The organism is Vibrio pectenicida (assembly GCA_024347015.1).
Classification (GTDB): Bacteria; Pseudomonadota; Gammaproteobacteria; order Enterobacterales; family Vibrionaceae; genus Vibrio; species Vibrio pectenicida.
Genome location: AP024890.1, coordinates 230,091 through 252,556 on the forward strand (window position 1 = coordinate 230,091; position 22,466 = coordinate 252,556).

Consider the following 22,466-nt stretch of genomic DNA (forward strand, 5'->3'; position numbering starts at 1 on the left):
CTTTATCCTTGTAGGCTGGATAACATTGTATCCAAGCATTCTAGCGCTTCATCACTGTCATATATTTCAACAGCGTCATTCAAACGGTCAATTTGATCAGCTTTTACATGTCCTTGTATCATTGCGATTAGATTAGCTATGCTATCCTCTTCAAATTCCCCCAATTCAAGTTGCTCCCTAATCTCTGCACTAAGAGCTATCACAACTTTACAGTCAAATTCCTGAGCTTGTACAAGCGACACTTCTGGCTGAAGACCGATTAAAGCAATCGACTCTAGTACTTGCTGTAATGCCGATGAGAGTTCGTTCCATGATTCAGAAATATCTTGGTCCTGTAACTTAAAAGCTTGCTCAAAAGTAAAGGCAACTTGAGATAAACGATGCGCGCCTAAAGAGGCAGAAGCTCCCTTCAAGGTATGGGCTGTAATTTCACCTTGTGAATAGTCTTTATCTGCCCATGAGGTTTTCAAATCGCTGAATGTACTTTGGTTATTTTTCGAAAAGCTATTGAGAAGTTTGGTGAACAGTATTCTATCATCATTGACTCTGGAGAGCCCTTCTTCAACATCAATACCAGGTAACTCCGGAAATGCCACATTATCTGCAACGTCATCACTTTGCTGTGGAGATGCAAACTCAAAATTGTCATCTTTGAATTTCGGATCGATCCACTTAAGTAACTTACTGTAAAGCTCACTGGTATCTATCGGTTTAGCGATATGGTCATTCATACCTGCTTCAGCGCATCGCTCTCGATCCTGTTGCATCGCATTAGCCGTCATAGCAATGATAGGAAGCTCTCTTTGAGTGGGTTGTTCCCGAAGTACTCTTGCAGCCTCCAAACCATCCATCACTGGCATTTGTAAATCCATTAAGATGATGGCAAACTTCCCATCAAGTGCCTTATCTACCCCTTCTTTTCCGTTGTTGGCTACTTCAACATTAAGGCCAACACTTTCAAGGAGCTCTATAGCGATAATTTGGTTAACTTCATTATCCTCCACCAAAAGTACTGGTGCCCCACGAACTGTAGCAAAACTATCGTATAAGGCTTCACTCTCATTATTCTGACTTGAACTGTCAGAAACCACAGCCTTACCCATAACCTCCATAACAGTATCCAGCAGCGCTGAAGCACTAACAGGTTTCACCAAGAAACCATCAATTTTTGCTTCAGACGCTTGGAGAACGACTTCTTCTCTTCCATATGCGGTCATTAAAATAATTTTCGGGGGGCAATCAAGTGTCTTAATAATTTCAGATGCCTTAATACCATTCATTTCTGGCATTTGCCAGTCCATTAAAACAAGCTCATAAGGACTGTCCTCAGCCATTGCTTTCTTAACCATATCAATGGCTTCAAATCCATTCACTGCGGTTGATATTTCAAGAGAGTAGGAATTAAGGAGTTCTTGGTTAATATCGCGGGCGCTTTTATTGTCATCAACGACGAGCGCTTTCATACCTTTGAGCTTTTTCCAATTGTAGACACGCTCTTGCTGGTTCTCGATTTCTTTATCAAGAACACCAAACTCAGCGGTAAAGATAAAGCTACTCCCTTCTTGATAAACACTTTCTACCCAGATATCACCATTCATCAGGTGCACCAAGTTCTGACAAATACTTAGGCCTAAACCAGTACCTCCATATTTACGAGTAGTTGAAGTATCGGCCTGGCTAAACGCACTAAATAGCTTTTGTATCTGTTCTGGCTTTAAACCTATACCTGTATCTTTGATCTCAAACTTTAATTTAACCCATTCGTTTAACTGCTCACAATTTGTGACTTTAACAATGATATCTCCTTGCTCAGTAAACTTGATTGCGTTATTGCAAAGGTTAGTGAGTATTTGACCAAGACGTAAAGGATCCCCAACCAACGAGTTGGGCAACTCTGGAGGAGTCGAGAAAATGACTTCCAATCCCTTTTCTTGTGCTTTTAGGGTAATTATTGTACATAAATCATCAAATACCTTATCAAGTTGAAACGGTATTGACTCCATTTCCATTTTACCCGCTTCAATTTTAGAGATATCAAGAATGTCATTAATAATGCCCAACAATGCACGACCTGCTGAGTTTATTTTGCTAATGTAATCATGCTGCTTTGACGTCAATTGAGTCTTTAAAACAAGTTCACTCAGACCAATAACCGCATTCATCGGGGTACGTATTTCATGGCTCATATTGGCCAAGAAATCACCTTTTGCCACATCTGCTTCTTTGGTTTTTTCTAAAGATATCTCTAATTCACGCATCAATTCTTGCTGCGAGAGCTGATTAAGCTTATTACGTTGAATATCAACGTGTTCTTTAGGATAAAAGTTAGGATTGGGAAAACGTTTAAATGCCGTCAGCTTGTGTGAATGGTTACTCGCCGTCTCGACCGTAAAATAATCAAAAATGTAATCGTAATTCATTGACGTAACAGAACCGACTGCACTGTTAAGCTCAAGTTCAATTCCCCAGAGGTCAGCATTGCGAGAAAAAAAAAGTGCAACATTAAAACTGTCACAAGTGGATAAAAAGTTGTGACAAACTTCCGAAACAGCAGTCGCCAATCGCACTGAATTTACCCTAGAAAACTGACAGTCTAGCGCAAGCCTTTTTACCTTATTTCTAAAATCAACAATAGATGGGCTATCTTCAATGCTGTATTCAGCAAGCTTAATGCTGCCTTCCTTAGACGCTTGCTCCATTTCTTTTATGACGGTTTCGAGATTCATAGTCCATGTCCGAGTTCTCAATTAACTCGGATGACTAGGCAAGTTGCATCATCTGATGCTTTTGCAAATTTCCGAGTAATATTTTGGGCGATAGTTTCAGCATTATCAGTATAGATGCTCGGGTAATCTTTTGGATCAAAATTACTCATGATTCCATCAGAATAAAGGATCAATATTTCTCCAGGTACAAGTTGAACTGTATTTTTGACTGGTGTCCGTATTTGATAACCAAGTACACCTTGCTGGCAGATAAACCTTTGAACTTCCTTACCAACTTTGCACATGAATATATTGCCAATACCCACGTAATCAAAACGCAATGAATTTATATCTAAATTAGCAATAATGGCAACGCCACCATTCGTGCTGCGCAAATTGTTGTGTAATTGTTCCATTAGCACGGGCAGATCTGTCTGGTACGATTGTTTCAAAAAGCTTCTTGTTGTACTGGCAATACTATGAGCACTTTTCCCATGACCAGCACCATCGAACAAGCTAATAAAATAGTCATTTCCATTCTGCTGATAAAAAGCATCATCCCCATTGACTTCTTCAAGTGGTTTTTCACCTATCGCTATCTCAATTTTTTCAGCCATTATCTGCGCCATTTCCTTACCGTCACTTCAGTGCCAACACCAATTTCTGTTTCTATTTGCAGTGAATCCATTAATCTCTGAGTGCCCGGTAAGCCAACCCCCATAGTACCGTGTGTACTGTAATTATCACTCAACGCTTTTTGCACATCATGTATACCGCCACCACTATCTTTGGCAACGATTTCAACTCCAGTTCTGGTCTCATCTTCTAGATATTTTAAATACAACACTCCATGACCAGCATGATTAAGAATATTACGTGTCAGCTCACTAACTGCTATTGAAATCATGTATTGATCGACTGTCGAAAACCCAAGTTTTAGAGCAAACTTTTTCGCGTCTAAGCTAGCGTATCCAACGTCAGAGTCAGTCGCTATGTCTATTTTAATAATATTATCCACTCCTGAGCCAACCTCCGATTCAGAAATAAAAGGGACTCACTCTACATTCTTAATAGTTTTATTTCTGATAATTGAGTAGGTAATCTAAAGCCTCCTCCATATTCCTTTTAGTCTTTAGATTGCTGGTATCCATATTGGAATCTATCATCGAAGCAATAATACCAGGACTTAAGCCAGTTACTGCGGTATGAGAGCCCATAACTTGAATCATATTGGCCGATTTGGTGAAAACATCCCACAGAGAGCTATCAACAATATCTACCCCAGAAAAATCAATAATCACACCAGCCACATGACGAGAACCTAGTGTATCCAAAATAACTTCTTGAACTCTTTTAGCATCCTCAATAGACAATTCATCTTGTATAGGGACAATCAAGCAACGACTCATGTTATGAGTCACCACTTTGATCATGTTTTCTGCGGTGCTACTCATGCCATGATTCCTGATGTTCATCACTTTGGATCAGTGTATAACCGGCAATTTTGAACGAGTTGTTAACTCCCTCTTTTAGGGTAGACTGAGTGACAACATCATTTAACTCAATGCCAAGATTAACTATCGCTTGAGCAACCACGGGAGAAATACCTGTCACTATACAAACACATCCCATAAGCCGCGTTGCTTTAGCAACCTTCAAAAGGTGATTTGCTACAGCACTGTCTACTGTAGGGACACCTTGTATATCTATCACTATCACCCGCGCTTCATAGTCGATAACTTTTTGTAATACGGCTTCCATAATCATCTGGATCCGGTTTGAATCAATTAAGCCAATCACTGGTAACATCAATACTTTATCCCATAGCTGCATCACTGGAGTCGACATCTCCATTATCATCGATGCCTGCTTAGCTCGTTCTTCAGACATTTTTTTTCTATCAGTAATATCTGAAGCCACTTTGAGTACTTTGTATGGCTCACCTTTGAGATCTAACACTGGATTATAAGTTGCTTGAATAAAGACCTCGCGGCCATTTTTGGCAATACGTTTAAATTCTCCTGAAATAAACTGGCCTGCGCCGAGTTCACGCCAAAATTCTCTGTATTGCTCTGTTTCACTGTATTCTCGCTCACAAAATAGCCTATGGTGCTTACCTTGAATTTCTGCAAGGTTGTATCCCATAAGATCCAAAAAGTTTTGGTTGGCGGAAATAATGGTCCCGTCGAGATTAAATTCTATTGTGCCAAGCGATTTATCAATAGCATCAGCTTTAGCCTGCGCTTCATTACTAACCGTTTTATATTCTGTGATGTCTGAGGCAACCTTCAGTACTTTAACTAACTTGCCCTGCTCGTTGAATACAGGATTGTACGTTGCTTGAATAAATACTGTTTCTCCATCTTTGGTAACACGAATATATTCACCGGAACTAAATTCACCTTTGCCAAGGCTATCCCAGAATTGGCTGTACTCCACACTCTGTCGGTATTGATCTTCACAAAAAATCCTATGATGCTTTCCTTTGATTTCATCAAGAGAATAATGCATTAAATCGAGAAAATTTTGATTGGCCGTGATAATGGTACCGTCTAAATTAAATTCAATGGTAGCTAATGATTTGTTTATAGCTTCAGTATGAGCTTTTGCCTTTAGACTGATAAGTTTGTTCTCAGTAATATCTGTCGCTACCTTGATTACTCGAATGGGCTTACCATTGCCATCAAATACAGGGTTGTAAGTCGCTTGAAGGTAAATTTCATTACCACTTTTGGTCACTCGTTTGTACTCACCAGAATCAAATTCACCAGCACCTAAATTATTCCAAAAATCTTTATAAGCACGACTTCGAGCATAGGTTGGTTGAACAAAAATCCTATGATGCTTTCCTTTGATTTCATCAAGCGTGTAACCAACAACATTTAGGAAGTTCTGATTCGCGTTAAAGATGGTCCCATCGAGCTCAAATTCTATTACTCCCTGAGACCTGTGAATTGCGTTGTACACGCTCTCGTATAATGCTGACTCATTATCAAAACCTTTGTTTGTTTTCTTCATGACCACTCCTTGGATTGATTTCACCCAACAAAAATACCTAAACAACTCGATGGTAATAATCAATCAACTATAGAAGAAGGTCGCAAAAACAGCCCACCTAAAATCTAATCATCAGTAAATAAAAATAAATATCTTCGCGCATTACTTAGTGCACAAATTACAACTTTTCTTTTGTTTAAGTACTTGATACACCAATAAGTTACTACTGTATTTTGGCAAAATTGACTATTCTTAAAGTAAACCAGTGCGATGCGAAAGAATAATAGGAATAATTCAATGGCTCAGGATAACTACAACAAGCTTTCTGACGGTGAACTTGAGTATGTGGATGATAAAACTGCCGCGCTATTATTAAATACTCCCAGTAGTGCACGTATAATGCTTTGGGTGATGGTACTCTTTTTAATCCTAGCGGCAGTCTGGGCTTCATGGGCAAAAATAGATAAAGTTACTGTTGGAGAAGGCAAAGTGGTCCCCTCTTCTCAAGTACAAATAGTGCAAAACCTTGAGGGGGGACTTGTTAAGGAAATCTTAGTTCGTGAAGGTCAATCAGTTCAAAAAGGCCAGCAACTACTTTTAATTGATGACACGCGTTTTCGGTCCGACTTTCGCGAACGTGAACAACAAATAGCTAACCTAACCGCAAGCGTTTTACAGTTGTCTGCTTCCATGACCAGCGTCACCGTCAATGAAAAAAATGACCAAAAATCTTGGAAAAAAAGAGTCGAAATCAACTTCAACAAGCTAGCCTTCCCTCCTTCTTTGGCTGAAAGACAACCGCGGCTGGTCGCCAGACAACGCGCCGAGTACCAACAAGACCTTAATAATTTAAGTAATCGTCTCTCAGTGATTGACCAGCAAGTAAAACAAAAACAACAAGACTTGGTTGAAATCCAAGCTCGTGTGGAAAACTTACGTGATAGTTATAACTTTGCCCGCAAAGAGCTTGAAATAACTCAACCGCTCGCAGACGAAGGGGTAGTACCGCAAATAGAACTATTGAAATTACAAAGACAGGTTAATGACACACAAAGAGAAATGACCTCAAGTGAACTTAAAATACCAGTATTAAAGTCGGCCATTCAAGAGGCCATGCTAAATCGTATTGATGCTGCCCAGAAATTTCGCTCAGAGCAACAGGAAAAGCTCAACCAAGCTCAGGATAAACTCTCTTCACTTACTGAATCCAGTGTAGGCTTAGAAGATAGAGTAAACCGAACCATCGTCATTTCACCCGTGATGGGAACCGTTAAAACACTCAATGTTAATACCGTAGGTGGCGTAATACAGCCAGGTATGGATATAGTAGAAATAGTGCCTAGCGAAGACACTCTGCTCGTTGAAGCAAAAATTGCCCCACAGGACATTGCTTTTTTGCGGCCAAACTTAAATGCCATTGTTAAATTTAGTGCTTACGACTTTACTAAATATGGTGGACTAGAAGGCAGTCTCGAACACATTAGTGCTGATACCACAACAGATGAAGAAGGAAATAGCTTTTATCTTGTAAGAGTAAGGACCAAAGAAACTAGTCTTAACAATGATGCATTGTTACCCATCATACCTGGTATGACAGCATCAGTGGATATAATTACAGGCAAGAGAACGGTTATGGAATATTTACTTAAGCCGATTCTCGGTGCCAAAAATAACGCATTAAAGGAATAAATATGCTCAATACTCGACTCAAACATTCGTCTAAAATGTAGCGCAATGAAGTTCTGGCTTTCTATCCTCGTGATAATTTTAGTTTCAACGGCTTCAAAAGCACTCAACACCCAAGAGCAGCGTTGGGTAGAAGCAGTTCGCAAAACTTATGGAGAGCGAGCAGGAAAGAGGGTAGAAACTTGGCGTCGAGAAATGGTGCAATTTAAAGCAATTTCAGAAAAAGAAAAGTTGGTCAAAGTAAACCGTTTCTTCAATCAACTAAACTTCGTTAATGACGATCGCCTCTGGGGCAAAAAGGATTATTGGGCCACACCACTTGAATTTCTTGGCAGTAATGGTGGAGATTGTGAAGATTTTACGATTGCAAAATATTTTTCATTACTTGAGCTTGGGGTCTCGGACAGAAAGCTGAGGCTGGTTTACGTTAAAGCAATCTCATTAAACCAGTTCCATATGGTATTAGCTTACTACTCGAAACCAAGCGCAGAACCCATTTTGCTCGATAATATTGACCCACAAATAAAAAGAGCCTCAAAACGCAGAGATTTATTACCAATTTACAGCTTCAATGGTAAAAACTTGTGGCTAATGAAGTCGAAAAAAGGACAGCTGGCAGGGAAGTCATCAAGACTTAGTTTATGGAATGATCTCAGAGCCAGAGAAAAATCACTCAAATTGAATAAACCAATTTTAAATTACGATGAGTAAGCAATATGACTTTATATAAACAACTTGTCGCGGGAATGATAGCAGTATTTCTGATGCTGATGGTCTCCGTCTTCATCATCGAATTTAACACAACGCGAAATAGCTTGATTCAACAGCAGCGTTCAGAAATGAACAATACTATTAACACCGTTGGCCTTGCCTTAGCCCCCTACCTTGAGAGCAAAGATCAAGTCGCCGTAGAATCTGTGGTTAATGCTCTATTTGATGGCAGTACCTACTCCATTGTTCGATTGATTTTTTTAGATAATGGTGAAGAAATCATACGCTCCTATCCCGTTAAACCACTCGACGTACCGGACTGGTTCACCAATCTTAATTTATTTGAACGCATTCACGATCGCCGAGTCGTCACCAGTGGTTGGATGCAACTCGCAGAGGTTGAGATAGTCAGCCACACTGGGGAAGCCTACGCCCAGTTGTGGAATGCCTTCTTACGGCTACTTGTTGCGTTTAGCATCATTTTTTCCATTGGTTTATTATCGATTGCTTTTATTCTCAAGCGCGCATTACGTCCGTTATTGCTGATAGTAACCAAGATGGAACAAGTCGCTAAGAATCAATTCGGCGACCCATTACCTATGCCAAAAACCCTAGATCTTATTGCAGTGGTTGAAGGAATAAATAGTATGTCAACGCAAGTTGAGCAGTCTTTCAAAGCTCAAGCAAAGGAAGCTCAACAACTTAGAGAACGCGCCTATATTGATCCAGTATCTGGGCTTGGTAACCGCGCTTACTACATGAACCAACTCAATGCATGGCTTGGAGAAAGTGGAGTAGGAGGCGTCGCTATCCTTGAAGCACATTTTCTTACTGAAATTTATGAGGAGAAAGGATACAAAGAAGGAGACAGTTTAGTAAAAGAACTTGCTAACCAACTCAGCGTTGCACTCAACTCATCTGAAATGACTATTGCGCGAATTTCTAATGAAGAATTTGGCTTCATTATGCCTAATATGGATGAGGGAGAACTAAAATCGATTTCGGAGGGCATTGTTAATTATGCTCATGGGACCAATGCAGATCCGACAGGAATGGCCAAATCAAATTTAGCTCTAGGCGTGGTGTATAACGAAAGTAATAAGAGCACCTCTGATATTCTGACGATGCTGGACAACGCTCTTGCAACCGCAAAATCTGATCCAGAAATCAATTATGGCTATGTCACTAGCGATAACTCAGAGAATCTAATGGGTAAGCAGCAGTGGAAAACACTGGTTGAAGAAGCGATGAGCAATGATTGGTTTAAATTCCGTTATCAAGCAGCTAATGATGGCTCAGGCAAGACTTATCATCGCGAAGTTTTCTCCGCAATAGAAAGGGATGGGGAGAGGTTCAGCGCCAATCAATATATGTTTGCATTAGAACAACTTCATGCCAGCCATATATTTGATGAGTACGTAATAGAAATCATGGTATCTCAACTTGAAAATGGCGTATTCTCAGACCCAGTCGCTATCAATATTTCTCAAAGCAGCATTGCTGAACCAAGCTTTATCCGCTGGATCGGCCAAGTCTTAGGCAAACATAAATCTGCTGCAGCTCTTTTACATTTTGAAATACCTGAAAACTGCTTTGTCAATACACCACACCATACTGCTCTTTTCTGTAATGCCGTCAGGAGTGCAGGGGCTGATTTTGGTGTAGATAATTACGGTCGAAATTTCCAGTCTTTGGACTATATCAACGAATTCAGACCTGCTTATGTTAAAGTTGATTACTTGTATACACATCATTTAGATGATGAAAATCAGAAGTTTACCTTAACTTCCATTTCACGAACTGCACACAACCTTGGTATAAAGACCATTGCATCGCGAGTTGAAACACAAGCCCAACTTGATTTCTTGGCTGAACATTTTATCGATGTATTCCAAGGTTTTATTGTAGATAAGTAACAAGGTTATAGCCGTACATGCAAGATCCTTTACTCAATTCACTCATATACATCAGTCGATATTTTGGTTTAGCTAATTCGCCTGAAGCACTAATTAATGGTTTACCATTGTCCTCAGGGAAACTAACACCATTTCTTTTCCCTCGAGCAACCGAACGTGCAGGTTTAATCGCTAAGGAAAACCGTTCTAACTTGACAGACATCTCAGAGTTAGTATTACCGGTCGTCTTACTCCTTAAGGATGGAGATGCCTGTGTATTAAACACCATTAACTTAGAGAAGCAGGAAGCTGAAATTGTGACTGGGGAATCAGGCCTAGTGCCTACTGCTGTATCATTGGAAGAACTCAATGAGCTCTATATTGGCCGTTATTTCCTAGTTAAAAAGCAGTTCCGATATGATGAACGCTCGCCCGAGATACTAAAGACCCGAGAAGGGCATTGGTTCTGGAGCACGTTGTGGCAGTCAAGAAATATCTACAGAGATGTATTTATTGCCTCGATACTGATTAACATGTTCGCAGTTGCTGCCCCCATGTTTACCCGCTTAGTCTATGACAAAGTTGTTCCAAATTTAGCTTTTGAAACACTTTGGGTGCTGGCTAGCGGTATCTTTGCAATTTTTATATTTGAACTGACACTAAAAATTCTTCGTAGCTACTTTATCGATGTCGCTGGCAAGAAATCTGACATTTTAATCTCATCAAAAATATTTAGTAAAGTACTAGGAATTCGAATGGAAGCAAGGCCTCCATCTGTTGGCGCTTTTGCTAAACATTTACAAGAATTCGAATCAATTCGAGAATTTTTTGCTTCCGCGACAATTGGCTCCTTAATAGATTTACCATTCGCTCTTCTATTTCTTTTATTAATCTGGTTGATGGCAGGCAGCTTAGTCATTATACCGATTATAGGTGTATTGATTTTAGTGATTTACTCAATAATCATACAAGGGCCACTGAAACGTTCCATTGAAGAAGGCTCACGTTTAGCATCACAAAAATATGCCAATCTCATTGAGAGCTTATCTGGCCTAGAAACTCTCAAACTTTTCGGTGCACAAAGCCAATTTCAATATAAATGGGAAGAAGCTGTTGCTCATATGTCCAAATGGAGTATTAAAAGCAAACGTATTACAGATGGAATCCACAATACCGCCGGCTTTGTTCAACAAGCATCCAACATTGGCATGATCATTCTCGGTGTCTATTTAATTGCTGATGGCGAGCTAACAATGGGCGGACTCATTGCAGCAACCATGCTTAGTAATCGTGCCATTGGCCCTATGGTTCAGCTCTCATTGCTTTCTACACGTTACAATCAAGCAAAATCCTCTTTGGCTATTATTGAACAAATCATGGCAATGCCAGATGAACAAGAAGAAGGTAAACGTTATATACATCGCCCCATTGTTAAAGGTAAAATTGAATTAGATAAAGTTACCTTTAACTACCCAGATGCCCCTATCGCTTCAATACGAGATTTAAGTCTCACAATCAATCCCGGTGAAAAAGTCGCGATCATTGGCAGAATAGGATCTGGTAAAACCACACTTGAGCGTCTAATACTTGGGCTTTATAAACCTACTGAAGGCCATGTTCGTATCGATGACACTGATATCCAGCAACTGCACCATATCGATATCAGGCGTAATATCGGCTGTGTGCCTCAAGACAGTCAGCTGTTTTATGGGTCCATACGAGACAATATCACGCTTGGACGACCTCTCGCCGACGACCGAGATATTATGGATGCAGCCAATCGTGCTGGAGTCACTGTCTTTACTCAACAAGATCCAGCAGGATTGGAACGACAAGTTGGCGAGGGAGGTTTACTTCTTTCTGGAGGTCAGCGCCAGGCAGTTACTATCGCACGTGCATTTTTACATAGACCACCTGTTTTACTGATGGACGAACCTACCAGTGCAATGGATAATCGCTCTGAGATGCAAATTAAACAGCAACTTTCTCAGCTAAAAAAATCTGAAACTTTGGTTTTGATAACCCATAAAACGTCCATGTTGGAAGTGGTTGATCGAATAATAGTTATGGAAAAAGGCACTATTATTACCGATGGTCCAAAAGCTGAAGTTCTCAATAACCTTAGGCAAGGCAACATTCGCGCTGTAAATTAGTTAGATAAACCGATCAATTTGAGTAGCGGGTGTTTACAAAAATAGGTTCAGCATCAATGTGTTGTTTAACGTGCTGAACCCTTAATACCTCTTCTTACACTGTCAGTGAGTGATTTCCATGACATACTTTTGCTTTGAGGTAATTTTCATTTCCATCTTTAACGTGAGCAGATGTATTTACAACCTCAATAATCTCAATACCGTAATTAGATAGTTCACTGATTTTTTTAGGGTTATTTGTCACTAGTCGAACCTGAGTAATACCAAGTGCATTTAACATCTGGGCAGCCTCAGTGAAATCACGTAAATCATCATCAAAGCCTAGATGATTATTTGCCTCATAGGTATTCATGCCTTGGCTTTGTAAGCGATAAGCATCAATTTTATTATATAAGCCGATACCACGCCCTTCTTGGCGCAAATACAGGATAATACCGCCCGACTCTCCCATACGATTGATTGTTTCTTCAAGCTGCTCCCCACAATCACATCGAGAAGAGTGAAACACATCACCAGTAAGGCATTCAGAATGCATACGTACTAAAGGCACAGCCTGTATCTTGTCGGCTTGTTTAAAGATGACGGCTACATGCTCTTTATCTGTCTTAAGGCCATGAAAAGATAATATTTCCGCATCAATATTACTTTCTAGCCCGACCTTAAAATCTACTCGTGTACGTACTTTAGACATATGTATACTCACTTTCATGTTTAACATAATTGACTACCACACTCCCTTATCAATAAAGCTTTCAGGGCTGTAATAATACTTCTATTTATAATTGTCATTATTAAGACTAGGAGAATACCATCAAAATACAAAACTTGTTTCATATTAAAAAATCGATTACATTGTGAATATTTTTTGTTAAAAAATAAACATCTTAAATAACAATCAATTCGAGTAAATCTAATATCCTAGTTTAAATGTTACTTCCGTCACATAAACTGCAGCTGCTCACAGCACTTAGAAGGAAGAATAAATGAAGATTTTCCAGAGCAATTTGTGGCTATCAAGAAAAGACAAATATAAAAACGTACACACTATCGTCAGTAGTGTGTACGTTGGGACTCTCCATGGGGATGGTGAATTATCGCAAAAAAATAACTGTTTATTTCAATGAAGATCTTCGTATTTATCTTAAAACCTGCGGCATACTAATTAGTTAATTGAACAGTTAGCTGGACCAATGTCCTCCCACACGCCCCAAGGGCCAGATTGCGAAGGGTTATCTCCTTTTGTCCACCATCTTGCTTGCCACTCTCTTCTATCCCAAGTCACTTTATCACCACTGTTGTAAATACTATTGGCATCCCAGGCGTTGTCACATTGCCCTCCTCCAGAACCTTTCTTGTCTACAACGATAGTTACAGATGCTAAAGAACTGGCTTTAAGATCACTGACACTCACAGTAAATAATAAAGAGGTATCTTGATTATATTCAGAAGCAATGAAACTTACCCGCGCACCATCAATGTCCACTTTCAAACCAGATGGAATATCCCAGTTATAAGTTAATGGATCATTATCTGCATCAGTCGAACCAGACGCATCAACAACCACTACCTCGCCAGCTTTCACTCTATCTGGAGCCGATACTCTCGCAATAGGTGCTGAATTCCCTGGCTTTACATCTTTAGGTTGTACCGTCACGACAACAACATCTGTCCCCGTAGCGCCATCATTATCCGTTACCTTCAGATTGAAAGTTAGCTTTTCAACTTTTGGCACCTCTGAAACACTGAAAGTCACTTTAGATGTGTTCGCACCTGTGAGTGAAACTGGTATTCCTGCAACCTGCTCCCATTGGTAACTTACAATAGTGCCATCAAGGTCACTGGAACGAGAACCATCCATATTGATAGACGCAGATCCAATTACCGTAACATCAGGTCCTGCATTGGCCATTGGCGCTCGGTTAACCGGCGTCCCACCAGCCAAACCTTCATGCATGGCATTAAGTATATCGCCATTATCAGCATCGATTTCCCACGAAAATAAACCTGCCAAGCCTAAGCTACGAACGTAAGCTCCCTTAACTTTTACCGAGCGGTCATCGTCAAAGGTAACCAATTGACCAGTACTAGGATTCCAAACCCAAGGTGCTTCAGCTTGGCTATCATAACCATATTCAAAGCCATTAACGCCCGTTTTATTTGGCCCAAGCATATAAGTTTTGACACCTTTATAATCAATCACACCAGCTTCCCAAATACCTTGCTGTGTTGAGCCTTTAAGTTTACCCGTTGCTGTGCCTGTCATAGGGTCATTTGGATCAGTTAAGGTCTCTGGCGTGACACCTTCCCAGCCGCGCCCATACATAGCGGTACCAAGCACCAATTTATTTGCCGGAACACCCTGATCAATAATCAGTTTTATACCATTATCTCCTGTGTAGGCTGGACCTTTATAAGGAACGCCATCACCATCCACACCTGAACCATCACACTGACCAGGGCGCATAAAAGTACCGCAATAAAGAGCCGTCTGATGACCAGGCACGTTGTTCCAACCACCATAAAAGTCATATGTCATAGCAAAGATGTAATCCATATACTGAACTGCTTCGGCATAATTCACATCTTCAATTTTGTCGTAACCAACGCCTATAGCGGATGTCAGCTCATAAGTCCGGCCAGAATCTCGCTCAAGTTGATCTAGCATGATACGTAATTCGCTCATTAAATTCACATACGCAGGACCATCATTGACTGGATCGCCTAAATCAGGAGCAGCGCCGCCTCCACCAGGGAATTCCCAGTCAATATCAACGCCATCATAAAATTTCCATGTCGTTAAGAATCGCTTAACGGACGCGACAAAAATGTCTCGGTTAGCCTTAATGGTAAAATCGTAAAAGGGATCAGAGAGCGTCCAACCGCCAATGGAAGGAATAACCTTAAGCTCAGGATAACGCTGTTTAAGCGCCATCAACATAGCGTAGTTACCTTTGATGGGCGAGTTGAACGAATGCCCTGCCTGAGAAAAGCTTTTTTGATATGCAGCCCATGGATCATGAATCACCACCTCATAATCTGGTACTCCAGTACAAGCCGTTTTTAGGGCTTGATAGCTATTACCACCGACAGATTTGAGCGATTCATTAGGTCCACATATAGGAATAAAGCCGTACAGAATGTGAGTCAAATTATGAGCAGGGATGTTATCCACCGTAAAATCGCGCCCGTATATGCCCCACTCAACAAAATATGTACCCATAACCGTATTGGGATCCAAGTTGTACTGGTTGTTATTAGGGTCAACATTCATTGGCAGGGGTTCTAAATGAATGCCATCTGTATCGGCAATAACCAAAGTCGCGGGTGAACTGGCGCTACATCCAGATACATCACATGCCTCAACGATTAACTGATAGCGTCCCCCTTGTTCATATTTAAAGTTAGCCGTAGTTTGACTTCCTGAAATACCACCATTGGCCACTTCAATTCCATCAAAGTAAACCTTGTATATATTTCCTGTCGTACCACTCCATTGATTAAACTTGATGCTAATATCTGCTTTTTCAAAATATTTCACCATCTGGTTGTATCCAGAAGTCGTATCCATCGCCAGTTCAATCTTGGAGAACTGAAGATTATTCGAACCATTAACATCAATAGTTGGGGTTGTGGGCAATGCCATTACTGAACTCGATGATGCTAAAGCGATACTCGCAGCATACAAAGTTATACGATTCATAACTGTCTCTCTCATTCCTATGACTTTCCCTAAGGTGGGCAAGTCTTGTCTATTCTTATCAACAAAGGCCACTCAGAGGCGCGCTCTGTGATAAGTAGGCTCTATTCTTCGATTACCATCCGATGTACATATTTCCGAAGAACCTATTTTGAGTATTTAAGAGACTTTTTTTTTGATGAAAAAAATAAACATTGTTTTCGAGGCAAGCTTAAAAATTCGCAGAGCAAATTTACTTTGTTACACTGTAAACTGGATATCGACCCAAATTTTATAAAATATTAGCCAAGGTTAATGTTTCAACTATTAACTATAAAAGTTAACTTTCCGTGAAATCTTATCACTTTGACATTCATCTAATTGAAATATTCCGATTCACTAGGCAAAGTGTACGCTAACCAAAATAAGTGGATCGAGTCATGAACATCAAAACAACATTCTTGGCTGCAGCAGCTCTGACGATAAGCAACATGGCTGTAGCTGACGTGACAATAACAATACCGGACACAGTTGATGTCTTGGTTGTAAATGATGATAAGCCAGAACTGTCTGGAAGTTTTTTCTCCAAAACAAAAAAGTTAACCCTACCCGACGGAGAGAACCAAATTTTGTTCCGTTACCAGCCTTATTTCACGCAAGGTAATGACCGTATCATCCTCGAAAGTGACCCGATTATTACAAAATTCGACGCCAGTGAAACCGAGCTTACTTTTGATATGCCAAAATACCGAGACCGACATGAAGGTGAAAAGGAAATCAAAAACTTTAAGTGGCAATTAACCACGGCTAGCGGTTCCGCTTTAGCAATAACACAAGATAAACTCGTCAAAGATGGAATGCAGATTGGCCGAAATTTCAAGCTAGAATTAGCTGACTATAATCGCCGAGGCGGTGTTGCTGCTATAGCACCTATGGCAGCAACTGCCGTACTGCCAACCAAAAAAGTCGCAAGTGGCAACCTAGGTACAGATTCAACCGCAGAAGAAATGTTACATTTTTGGTACAAAAAAGCCGATGCAGAAACTCAATCTCGCTTTAAAGAATTCTTGCTAAGCAACGGCTCATAACACTAAACAGCCAGTGTATTAAGCGCTGGCTGTTGCTTGCTCTGCTGTTGAAATAAAATAGCATTCTTGGCTATTTTCTTGTAAGCAATCGAATACTAGCTGGTCTAATTTACCATCCTCAACCAAAGCACGTATAATTTGTAGAGCCTCATTAATAGTTAGACCCTGACGATATGGTCGAGATTGAGTCAAAGCTTGAAAAACATCGCCAATCGCAATAATTCGGCTCGGAAGATCAATATCATTCGCCGACTTTCCTAGCGGGTATCCAGAACCATCAAGTCTTTCATGATGATTCGCAGCCCATTCAACAATCTGGCTTGACTGAAAAATATTCATCAAGGTATGCCGAGTATCTGTGGCATGACGTTTAATACACGCATATTCCTGTTTGGTTAAATCTGTCGGTTTATGAAGCACAACTGACGGGGTTTTCAATTTACCTATGTCGTGAACTAACCCAGCTAAATACAACATACGTTGTGCTTTAGCTGAAAAGCCGAGCTTTTTGCCAATAAAGGCGCTGAGGCGAGCGACTTTACGTGAGTGCTGGCAGGTGAAAGGGCTTTTGGTATCGACAATCTCTGCAAAAAGTTCGGCGACTGAAATCGAGTTTTCTAACCCCATTCGCGCAGCAAAAAAAGGCACACTCGGGAAGCGACTCGCCATAGTCTCAATATATTCTGGCTGCATAGAAAACCAAAAATCATCACATTGTATTAGCTCAGACATACAAGCCACTAAACCAGGCTCAAAAAGTGAACCTGAACTTTCCATAAGCTCATTGACGATTAGGTTCTTATCACTGCTTGTAAGATGACCAAATTGATCGAGCGTACTGCCTAAGTAAAGAAAGTCCACTCTATCGCATATGAAGATTAGACTGGCGAGTTTTTTGTCTGTTGATGACGGTTGGCTCTCATTAGAGAGTGTGCTCCATTCGGTATGGTGATATAAAATCGGCAGTGCAAGCTCAGCAAGAGGAGGGCAAACTCTCAGGAGTTGATAACCTTTATTACAATGCGCTTGCACATTATCAGGTTGCAGTGTCGCAAATAAGGAGGCACGCTCTTTAGGCTTAGAAACACCACAATCATGGATCAACCCAAGCGCAAAGGAGACTTGGGTAAGTTCTTCTTCCCAGCCCATTCGTTTAGAACATTGATACGCCATATAGGCTACACGATAGCCATGCTGGATATCATCAACCCCAACGGCATCAAGGGCTGTGGCAATTTCAAATAACAACTTACGTAAGTCTATACTGACATTATCAAGTAGCACATCCATCTTTAACCACCTAACTGACTTTTCGCTTTTTTTGGCCTAAACAGGCTAAACCATGTTATTTGTTTAAAACCACACATTACTCACTCACGCTCATATAAATGTGACAAGCCTAGCACCTTGGCGAAAATAGCGTGCTACAAGTGAAATAATCCGTTTGCCAGTTATGGCTTAGCACGTTGCTTAGTGCATAAGGTCACAACTAACAATACATCGTCATATCACTCATTGATTATCTGCACAATTTCTTAGAGAGCTTCGCTATTTTTCAACATCTAGTGATAGGATCGCCTCTTAACATAAAATGAGAACGCTCTGTGTCTTCAATACTTAAACTCGTTGTGGTTGCCTGTGTGATGAGTGCAGGTTTCTTTGCCAGTGACATTTATCAATGGTTTAAAATGCGTGCTCAAGTCAAACCTTTGTCAGAATATTGTCTCCTAACAACTCAGGCTTGTGAACTTGGTAAGATTGGTATAAAAGTTGATCGCGATATCAGCCAACCTTTGGTACCAACAAAAATCACCGTTGATTGGCCTAATGCAAAACAGCAAAGCTTATTTATGACTTTGCAAGGCTATGAAATGGAGATGGGTACTCTAATGTTTAAACTCAACAAAAGCGGCGCTTCACAATACAGTGGTTTAATTACGCTACCTGTCTGTACCACCAATACCATGACTTGGGTTGGTCAAATTACCGACGGCCAACAAAGTGTAAGCGCCTCAATTAGGATGGAACAATGAGTAAAAAATGGTCTTTAATCTTAATCGCAGCATTTGCACTTGGATTTGGCGTTAATTCCTATTTAGATTCACAACCCGAAGTCGAGCCACCTGTTGTATCAGACAAAGACGTTATCCTATTTGGCAAAGACGACAAACCTGTAACTATCTTTGACCAACAAGACTCACGGATCCGCATTGTTTACTTTGGTTTTACACGCTGCCCTGACGTTTGCCCAACGTCACTTGCAATGCTAGCTGGTGCCTTAAACCAACTCGATGATTCAGTGACATCTAAATTTAGGCCCATGTTTATCTCTTTAGATCCTGAGCGAGATGCAGCGGCTGACTCCTACAAATATGCGCAGTATTTTCATCCTATGATTGAAGGGTTATCAGCACCTCTTGATGTCACCTCCCCTCTTGCACATAAATACGGCGTCATTTTCCGTAAAACTAAATTGAAAAACTCTGAGCTGAAATACACTCTCGATCACAGCTCATATTTTTACTTTCTAAAACCAGATGGCAAGTTAATCACTAAAGTGCCACACACGCTAACACCAGCACCTTTGGTACAAGCAATGAAAACCCTTACTTCACAAGGAAATTCGTAATGAAGTTCAAAGCCCTAATTCTAACCTCTCTCGCCCTTAGCCCATTTGCTCATGCCTGCGAAGACATTATGTTGTCACACACCTATGCGCGCGCAACGCCACCAAATGCAGCAACAAGTGCAGTATTTAGTGAAATAATGAACCACAGCGATAAAGACCGTGTAATTGTCTCAGCGACAACAGAAGCTGCTGGCAAAGTAGAACTACATGACGTGATTAAAGAAGGCGACGTGATGAAAATGCGTCAAGTAGATAAGCTTACTATCCCTGCCAAAAGCATGATCGAACTAAAGCCTGGCAGCTTGCACATTATGCTGTTCAACCTAAAGAAACCACTAACCGAAGGTGAGAATATCGATGTGACTCTCACCTTTGCTAACGGCGAAAAGAAAGTCGTAACGGCGCCAATCAAAAAGGTCATGAGCGGCATGAAGCATCAACATAAATAAAACCGTTCATCTTTCAACATACACACCACCTTCTATGGTGTGTATGTTGTATTACCACACAATACCAACCGAAACATACTCACGATTGAAAATATAATTAAGTGGAACTCCGCTGCGAGTATAAAGGAAATTGCCAACACCTCACTATCAACTCATTGTTTTATAGAACATTTTCACCAAGAAACCATTTAGCTAGTTACTCAATGACAGAGCGTACCACTGAAGTCGCATTACTTTTACTGATGGTTGGCAGTAATGGGTTGCTCTTGAAAACTCCCAGAACTATTTTCGTCCAAGCTAAAATAAGCCTTACTTCATATTCAGCAAGGTTTACTGAAGGTTTTACATACAACAGCCACAGGAAAACGTAATGCCTTGACCATGCGTCCACTTTTGGTTGATAGATCAATGTGAGGTATAACCTTTAAATGACCACTATTGTAGACCTTAAGGTTTTTAAGGTCTACAATAGTGGTCATTTTATTGTTAGTTCTTGTTTGGGTAACTATAATAATAGAAAAGTTCTAAGGGTTGATTATGTCTACACAAAACCGCCACTATAGTAAGCAAACAGAAGCAGCGCTTCAGCACTTTGCAAACTTATTAAGTATTGCAAGAAAAGAACGAAAAATGACGATTAAAGAGCTAACAGATAAGCTGCAAGTCTCACGTACAACAACAGGTAAGTTGATGTCCGGTGACCCAGCCGTTGGAATTGGGTTGTACTTTGAAGCGGCTAGAATTCTGAGAGTCGACCTCTTTGATCAAGACCCATCTCGACTAGAGATAAAAAAAAGAAGCTCAGAAAAAATGGAAAAACTGCTGCCAAGAAGAGTTAGAAACCAAAAGGTAAAAATAAACAATGATTTCTGAACAATGTTTTGTATGGAAATGGCTGAATGGTGAAACTGAACCTGTTATTGCTGGAGCACTGATTTTCTCTGAGTCTGGAGAAATGAGTTTTCGATACGGCCAAAGCTACTTAAAAAGAGACAATAAAGAGCCAATATATGTGGAGGAACTTCCACTGATCGAATCTGAAATCTATGCTCGGGACCTAGATCTCATTAACTTCTCCTCGATTCGCGATGCAGCTCCAGATGCATGGGGGCGCAGGGTCATTAACAGCAAGTTGAACCTTGATGCTGATGAGCCCTTAACTGAATTCACGTATTTAATGAACTCGGCCTCGGATAGGATAGGATCTATCGACTTTCAAGCCTCGCCAATCGAGTATCATGAACGCGGTGAAGAAGAGGCGACGCTGGAAGCTTTACAGTCGGCTGCTGACATCATTGCATCAGGTAAAAAGCTACCAGTTGAACTTGATAAGGCCATGCTACACGGAACCTCACTCGGTGGGGCTCGACCTAAAGCTATGATTTCAGATGACAACATCAAGTACATAGCAAAATTCTCAGCATCTAATGACACTTACGATATTGTAAAGTCTGAGTATGTGGCAATGAAACTAGCTGCGTTGTGCGGAATTAATGTTGCGAAGGTTGATCTAGTCCATTCAGCTGGTAAAGATGCGCTGCTCGTTGAGAGATTTGACCGTTCTCCGGCAGAGGATGGGAAATGGTACAGACACTCAATGATTTCTGGACTTACAGTTCTTGGACTTGATGAAAGCAACGCTCGGTACTGCACTTACCCTGCACTAGTCGATAAAATGCAGGTTCAGTGTAAAAGCTTTGGCGATGATACCTTAGAATTATATAAACGCGTCGTATTCAATGTGCTTATTGGAAATACGGATGATCACGCCAGAAACCACGCATTTTTTGTAAACGGTGAGAAGCTAGAACTTACTCCAGCATACGATGTGTGTCCACAGAGCAGAACTGGAGGAGAAGCCAGCCACGGTATGATTATTGTTGGAAATTCAAACATCTCATCAATCGAAAACTGCAAGCAAGCAGCTCGCGTGTTTCATGTAGACGAGGAGACTTCACTCGATATCATCGGTCATCAAATTAAGGTTATTAACGATAACTTTGAATATCTCTGTGATGCGGCTGATCTATCTGAGCTTGGCAGGAAAATGCTTTGGAAGAGGGCTATTCTTAACGATTCTATTTTCTACGGCTCGGAAGAGTTCTTGGAGATGGTTTCATACGAGCTTTCAAAATAGATTTGTGACCAATATAATGGACCTTAAATAACTTTAGATCCATAGTGGTGGTTAAAAATACTAATCGTAACTAATGAATCCATTCTTCTGACCGCCAAACTCCAGCATGGAAAGTAAGGTGCGAAGCTCGGCTCGCCTTTACCCCATACATCAGTTTTAGGCCCCGTGAGTTTTACACACACTATGCGTCGAACAAAAGCAACGCTGATCTACGCTCGAACCAAGAATATTCGAGCGGTTCAGTTGTTGCTGGAACACGTTAAGTTGGACAATACAATCAGATACCTTGGAGCGGAAATCGAGGATGCACTGAAGCTATCTGAGGGAATTAAAATGTAAG

Annotated in this window: 18 protein-coding genes and 1 pseudogene; 11 read left to right on the plus strand and 8 right to left on the minus strand. The window is 40.7% G+C overall.

The genetic code is table 11. From position 1 onward, the window contains the following. Window positions 1-2: 2 nt before the first annotated feature. From OCV27_RS15985 to OCV27_RS16005, 5 genes are read right to left on the minus strand one after another with little or no spacing between them, the layout of a single operon-like run. Window positions 3-2,726: a response regulator gene (locus OCV27_RS15985; protein WP_125319878.1), complete on the minus strand. Its 2,724-nt coding sequence runs from the start codon at window positions 2,724-2,726 to the stop codon at window positions 3-5. Between the two features lie 17 nt (window positions 2,727-2,743). Then, window positions 2,744-3,322 (minus strand): SpoIIE family protein phosphatase, encoded by a 579-nt coding sequence (locus tag OCV27_RS15990; protein ID WP_185759730.1) that lies wholly within the window; start codon window positions 3,320-3,322, stop codon window positions 2,744-2,746. Further along, entirely contained in the window at window positions 3,322-3,723 is a 402-nt protein-coding gene (locus OCV27_RS15995) for an anti-sigma regulatory factor (protein WP_125319880.1), read from the minus strand. The genes OCV27_RS15990 and OCV27_RS15995 overlap by 1 nt, the downstream gene beginning before the upstream one ends. Window positions 3,724-3,781: 58 nt before the next feature. After that, window positions 3,782-4,159: an STAS domain-containing protein gene (locus OCV27_RS16000; protein WP_185759731.1), complete on the minus strand. Its 378-nt coding sequence runs from the start codon at window positions 4,157-4,159 to the stop codon at window positions 3,782-3,784. Next, complete coding sequence (locus OCV27_RS16005) at window positions 4,152-5,723, minus strand: PAS domain-containing protein (protein ID WP_125319882.1); 1,572 nt, start codon at window positions 5,721-5,723, stop codon at window positions 4,152-4,154. The genes OCV27_RS16000 and OCV27_RS16005 overlap by 8 nt, the downstream gene beginning before the upstream one ends. A 276-nt stretch (window positions 5,724-5,999) precedes the next feature. Between OCV27_RS16005 and OCV27_RS16010 the strand changes: the two genes are divergently transcribed. Genes OCV27_RS16010 through OCV27_RS16025 form a run of 4 tightly spaced genes read left to right on the plus strand, consistent with a single transcriptional unit; the run spans window position 6,000 to window position 12,147 of the window. Further along, the gene (locus OCV27_RS16010) at window positions 6,000-7,391 is read left to right on the plus strand and encodes an HlyD family type I secretion periplasmic adaptor subunit (protein WP_125319883.1); all 1,392 of its coding nucleotides are present in this window, start codon (window positions 6,000-6,002) and stop codon (window positions 7,389-7,391) included. 45 nt (window positions 7,392-7,436) lie between these two features. After that, a complete protein-coding gene (locus tag OCV27_RS16015) occupies window positions 7,437-8,099 on the plus strand; it encodes a transglutaminase-like cysteine peptidase (protein ID WP_125319884.1) in 663 nt (220 codons plus the stop codon). 5 nt (window positions 8,100-8,104) lie between these two features. Next, a complete protein-coding gene (locus tag OCV27_RS16020) occupies window positions 8,105-10,015 on the plus strand; it encodes a bifunctional diguanylate cyclase/phosphodiesterase (protein WP_125319885.1) in 1,911 nt (636 codons plus the stop codon). Between the two features lie 17 nt (window positions 10,016-10,032). After that, window positions 10,033-12,147, plus strand: coding sequence for a type I secretion system permease/ATPase (locus tag OCV27_RS16025; RefSeq protein ID WP_125319886.1), 2,115 nt, complete (start codon window positions 10,033-10,035; stop codon window positions 12,145-12,147). 94 nt (window positions 12,148-12,241) lie between these two features. Here the strand turns inward: OCV27_RS16025 and OCV27_RS16030 are convergent, their stop codons facing one another. Both OCV27_RS16030 and OCV27_RS16035 read right to left on the minus strand, forming a co-directional pair. Further along, window positions 12,242-12,838: a GTP cyclohydrolase II gene (locus OCV27_RS16030; protein ID WP_125319887.1), complete on the minus strand. Its 597-nt coding sequence runs from the start codon at window positions 12,836-12,838 to the stop codon at window positions 12,242-12,244. Between the two features lie 471 nt (window positions 12,839-13,309). Beyond that, a complete protein-coding gene (locus OCV27_RS16035) occupies window positions 13,310-15,847 on the minus strand; it encodes a glycosyl hydrolase family 18 protein (RefSeq protein ID WP_125319888.1) in 2,538 nt (845 codons plus the stop codon). Window positions 15,848-16,263: 416 nt separating this feature from the next. On the opposite strand from OCV27_RS16035, the gene OCV27_RS16040 reads away from it, so the two are divergent. Then, window positions 16,264-16,911: a DUF2057 family protein gene (locus OCV27_RS16040; RefSeq protein ID WP_125319889.1), complete on the plus strand. Its 648-nt coding sequence runs from the start codon at window positions 16,264-16,266 to the stop codon at window positions 16,909-16,911. A gap of 18 nt (window positions 16,912-16,929) precedes the next feature. Here the strand turns inward: OCV27_RS16040 and OCV27_RS16045 are convergent, their stop codons facing one another. Next, window positions 16,930-18,201 carry an HD-GYP domain-containing protein gene (locus tag OCV27_RS16045; protein WP_125319890.1) on the minus strand — a complete coding sequence of 424 codons (1,272 nt, stop codon included), beginning with the start codon at window positions 18,199-18,201 and terminating at the stop codon, window positions 16,930-16,932. A gap of 314 nt (window positions 18,202-18,515) precedes the next feature. On the opposite strand from OCV27_RS16045, the gene OCV27_RS16050 reads away from it, so the two are divergent. The 6 genes and pseudogenes from OCV27_RS16050 to OCV27_RS16075 all read left to right on the plus strand — a co-directional run. Then, window positions 18,516-18,944, plus strand: a complete 429-nt coding sequence (locus tag OCV27_RS16050; protein ID WP_125319891.1) for a hypothetical protein — start codon at window positions 18,516-18,518, stop codon at window positions 18,942-18,944. Continuing rightward, window positions 18,941-19,540, plus strand: a complete 600-nt coding sequence (locus OCV27_RS16055; protein WP_125319892.1) for an SCO family protein — start codon at window positions 18,941-18,943, stop codon at window positions 19,538-19,540. Before OCV27_RS16050 ends, OCV27_RS16055 begins: the two co-directional genes overlap by 4 nt. Beyond that, window positions 19,540-19,989 carry a copper chaperone PCu(A)C gene (locus OCV27_RS16060; RefSeq protein WP_125319893.1) on the plus strand — a complete coding sequence of 150 codons (450 nt, stop codon included), beginning with the start codon at window positions 19,540-19,542 and terminating at the stop codon, window positions 19,987-19,989. Before OCV27_RS16055 ends, OCV27_RS16060 begins: the two co-directional genes overlap by 1 nt. Window positions 19,990-20,526: 537 nt before the next feature. Next, window positions 20,527-20,862, plus strand: a complete 336-nt coding sequence (locus OCV27_RS16065; protein WP_125319894.1) for a helix-turn-helix domain-containing protein — start codon at window positions 20,527-20,529, stop codon at window positions 20,860-20,862. After that, window positions 20,852-22,126 carry a type II toxin-antitoxin system HipA family toxin gene (locus OCV27_RS16070; protein WP_125319895.1) on the plus strand — a complete coding sequence of 425 codons (1,275 nt, stop codon included), beginning with the start codon at window positions 20,852-20,854 and terminating at the stop codon, window positions 22,124-22,126. Before OCV27_RS16065 ends, OCV27_RS16070 begins: the two co-directional genes overlap by 11 nt. 174 nt (window positions 22,127-22,300) lie before the next feature. Continuing rightward, window positions 22,301-22,465: pseudogene (locus OCV27_RS16075) on the plus strand (integrase); the annotation flags it as partial. Window position 22,466 lies beyond the last annotated feature (1 nt).

Coding starts and splice junctions, on each gene's coding strand:
- OCV27_RS16030 (WP_125319887.1), bottom strand. CDS start 12,838: ATGTCTAAAGTACGTACACGAGTAGATTTTAAGGTCGGGCTAGAAAGT.
- OCV27_RS16000 (WP_185759731.1), bottom strand. CDS start 4,159: ATGAGTAGCACCGCAGAAAACATGATCAAAGTGGTGACTCATAACATG.
- OCV27_RS16065 (WP_125319894.1), top strand. CDS start 20,527: ATGTCTACACAAAACCGCCACTATAGTAAGCAAACAGAAGCAGCGCTT.
- OCV27_RS16060 (WP_125319893.1), top strand. CDS start 19,540: ATGAAGTTCAAAGCCCTAATTCTAACCTCTCTCGCCCTTAGCCCATTT.
- OCV27_RS15985 (WP_125319878.1), bottom strand. CDS start 2,726: ATGAATCTCGAAACCGTCATAAAAGAAATGGAGCAAGCGTCTAAGGAA.
- OCV27_RS16020 (WP_125319885.1), top strand. CDS start 8,105: ATGACTTTATATAAACAACTTGTCGCGGGAATGATAGCAGTATTTCTG.
- OCV27_RS16070 (WP_125319895.1), top strand. CDS start 20,852: ATGATTTCTGAACAATGTTTTGTATGGAAATGGCTGAATGGTGAAACT.
- OCV27_RS16055 (WP_125319892.1), top strand. CDS start 18,941: ATGAGTAAAAAATGGTCTTTAATCTTAATCGCAGCATTTGCACTTGGA.
- OCV27_RS16005 (WP_125319882.1), bottom strand. CDS start 5,723: ATGAAGAAAACAAACAAAGGTTTTGATAATGAGTCAGCATTATACGAG.
- OCV27_RS16025 (WP_125319886.1), top strand. CDS start 10,033: ATGCAAGATCCTTTACTCAATTCACTCATATACATCAGTCGATATTTT.
- OCV27_RS16035 (WP_125319888.1), bottom strand. CDS start 15,847: ATGAATCGTATAACTTTGTATGCTGCGAGTATCGCTTTAGCATCATCG.
- OCV27_RS16010 (WP_125319883.1), top strand. CDS start 6,000: ATGGCTCAGGATAACTACAACAAGCTTTCTGACGGTGAACTTGAGTAT.
- OCV27_RS15990 (WP_185759730.1), bottom strand. CDS start 3,322: ATGGCTGAAAAAATTGAGATAGCGATAGGTGAAAAACCACTTGAAGAA.
- OCV27_RS16015 (WP_125319884.1), top strand. CDS start 7,437: ATGAAGTTCTGGCTTTCTATCCTCGTGATAATTTTAGTTTCAACGGCT.
- OCV27_RS16040 (WP_125319889.1), top strand. CDS start 16,264: ATGAACATCAAAACAACATTCTTGGCTGCAGCAGCTCTGACGATAAGC.
- OCV27_RS16045 (WP_125319890.1), bottom strand. CDS start 18,201: ATGGATGTGCTACTTGATAATGTCAGTATAGACTTACGTAAGTTGTTA.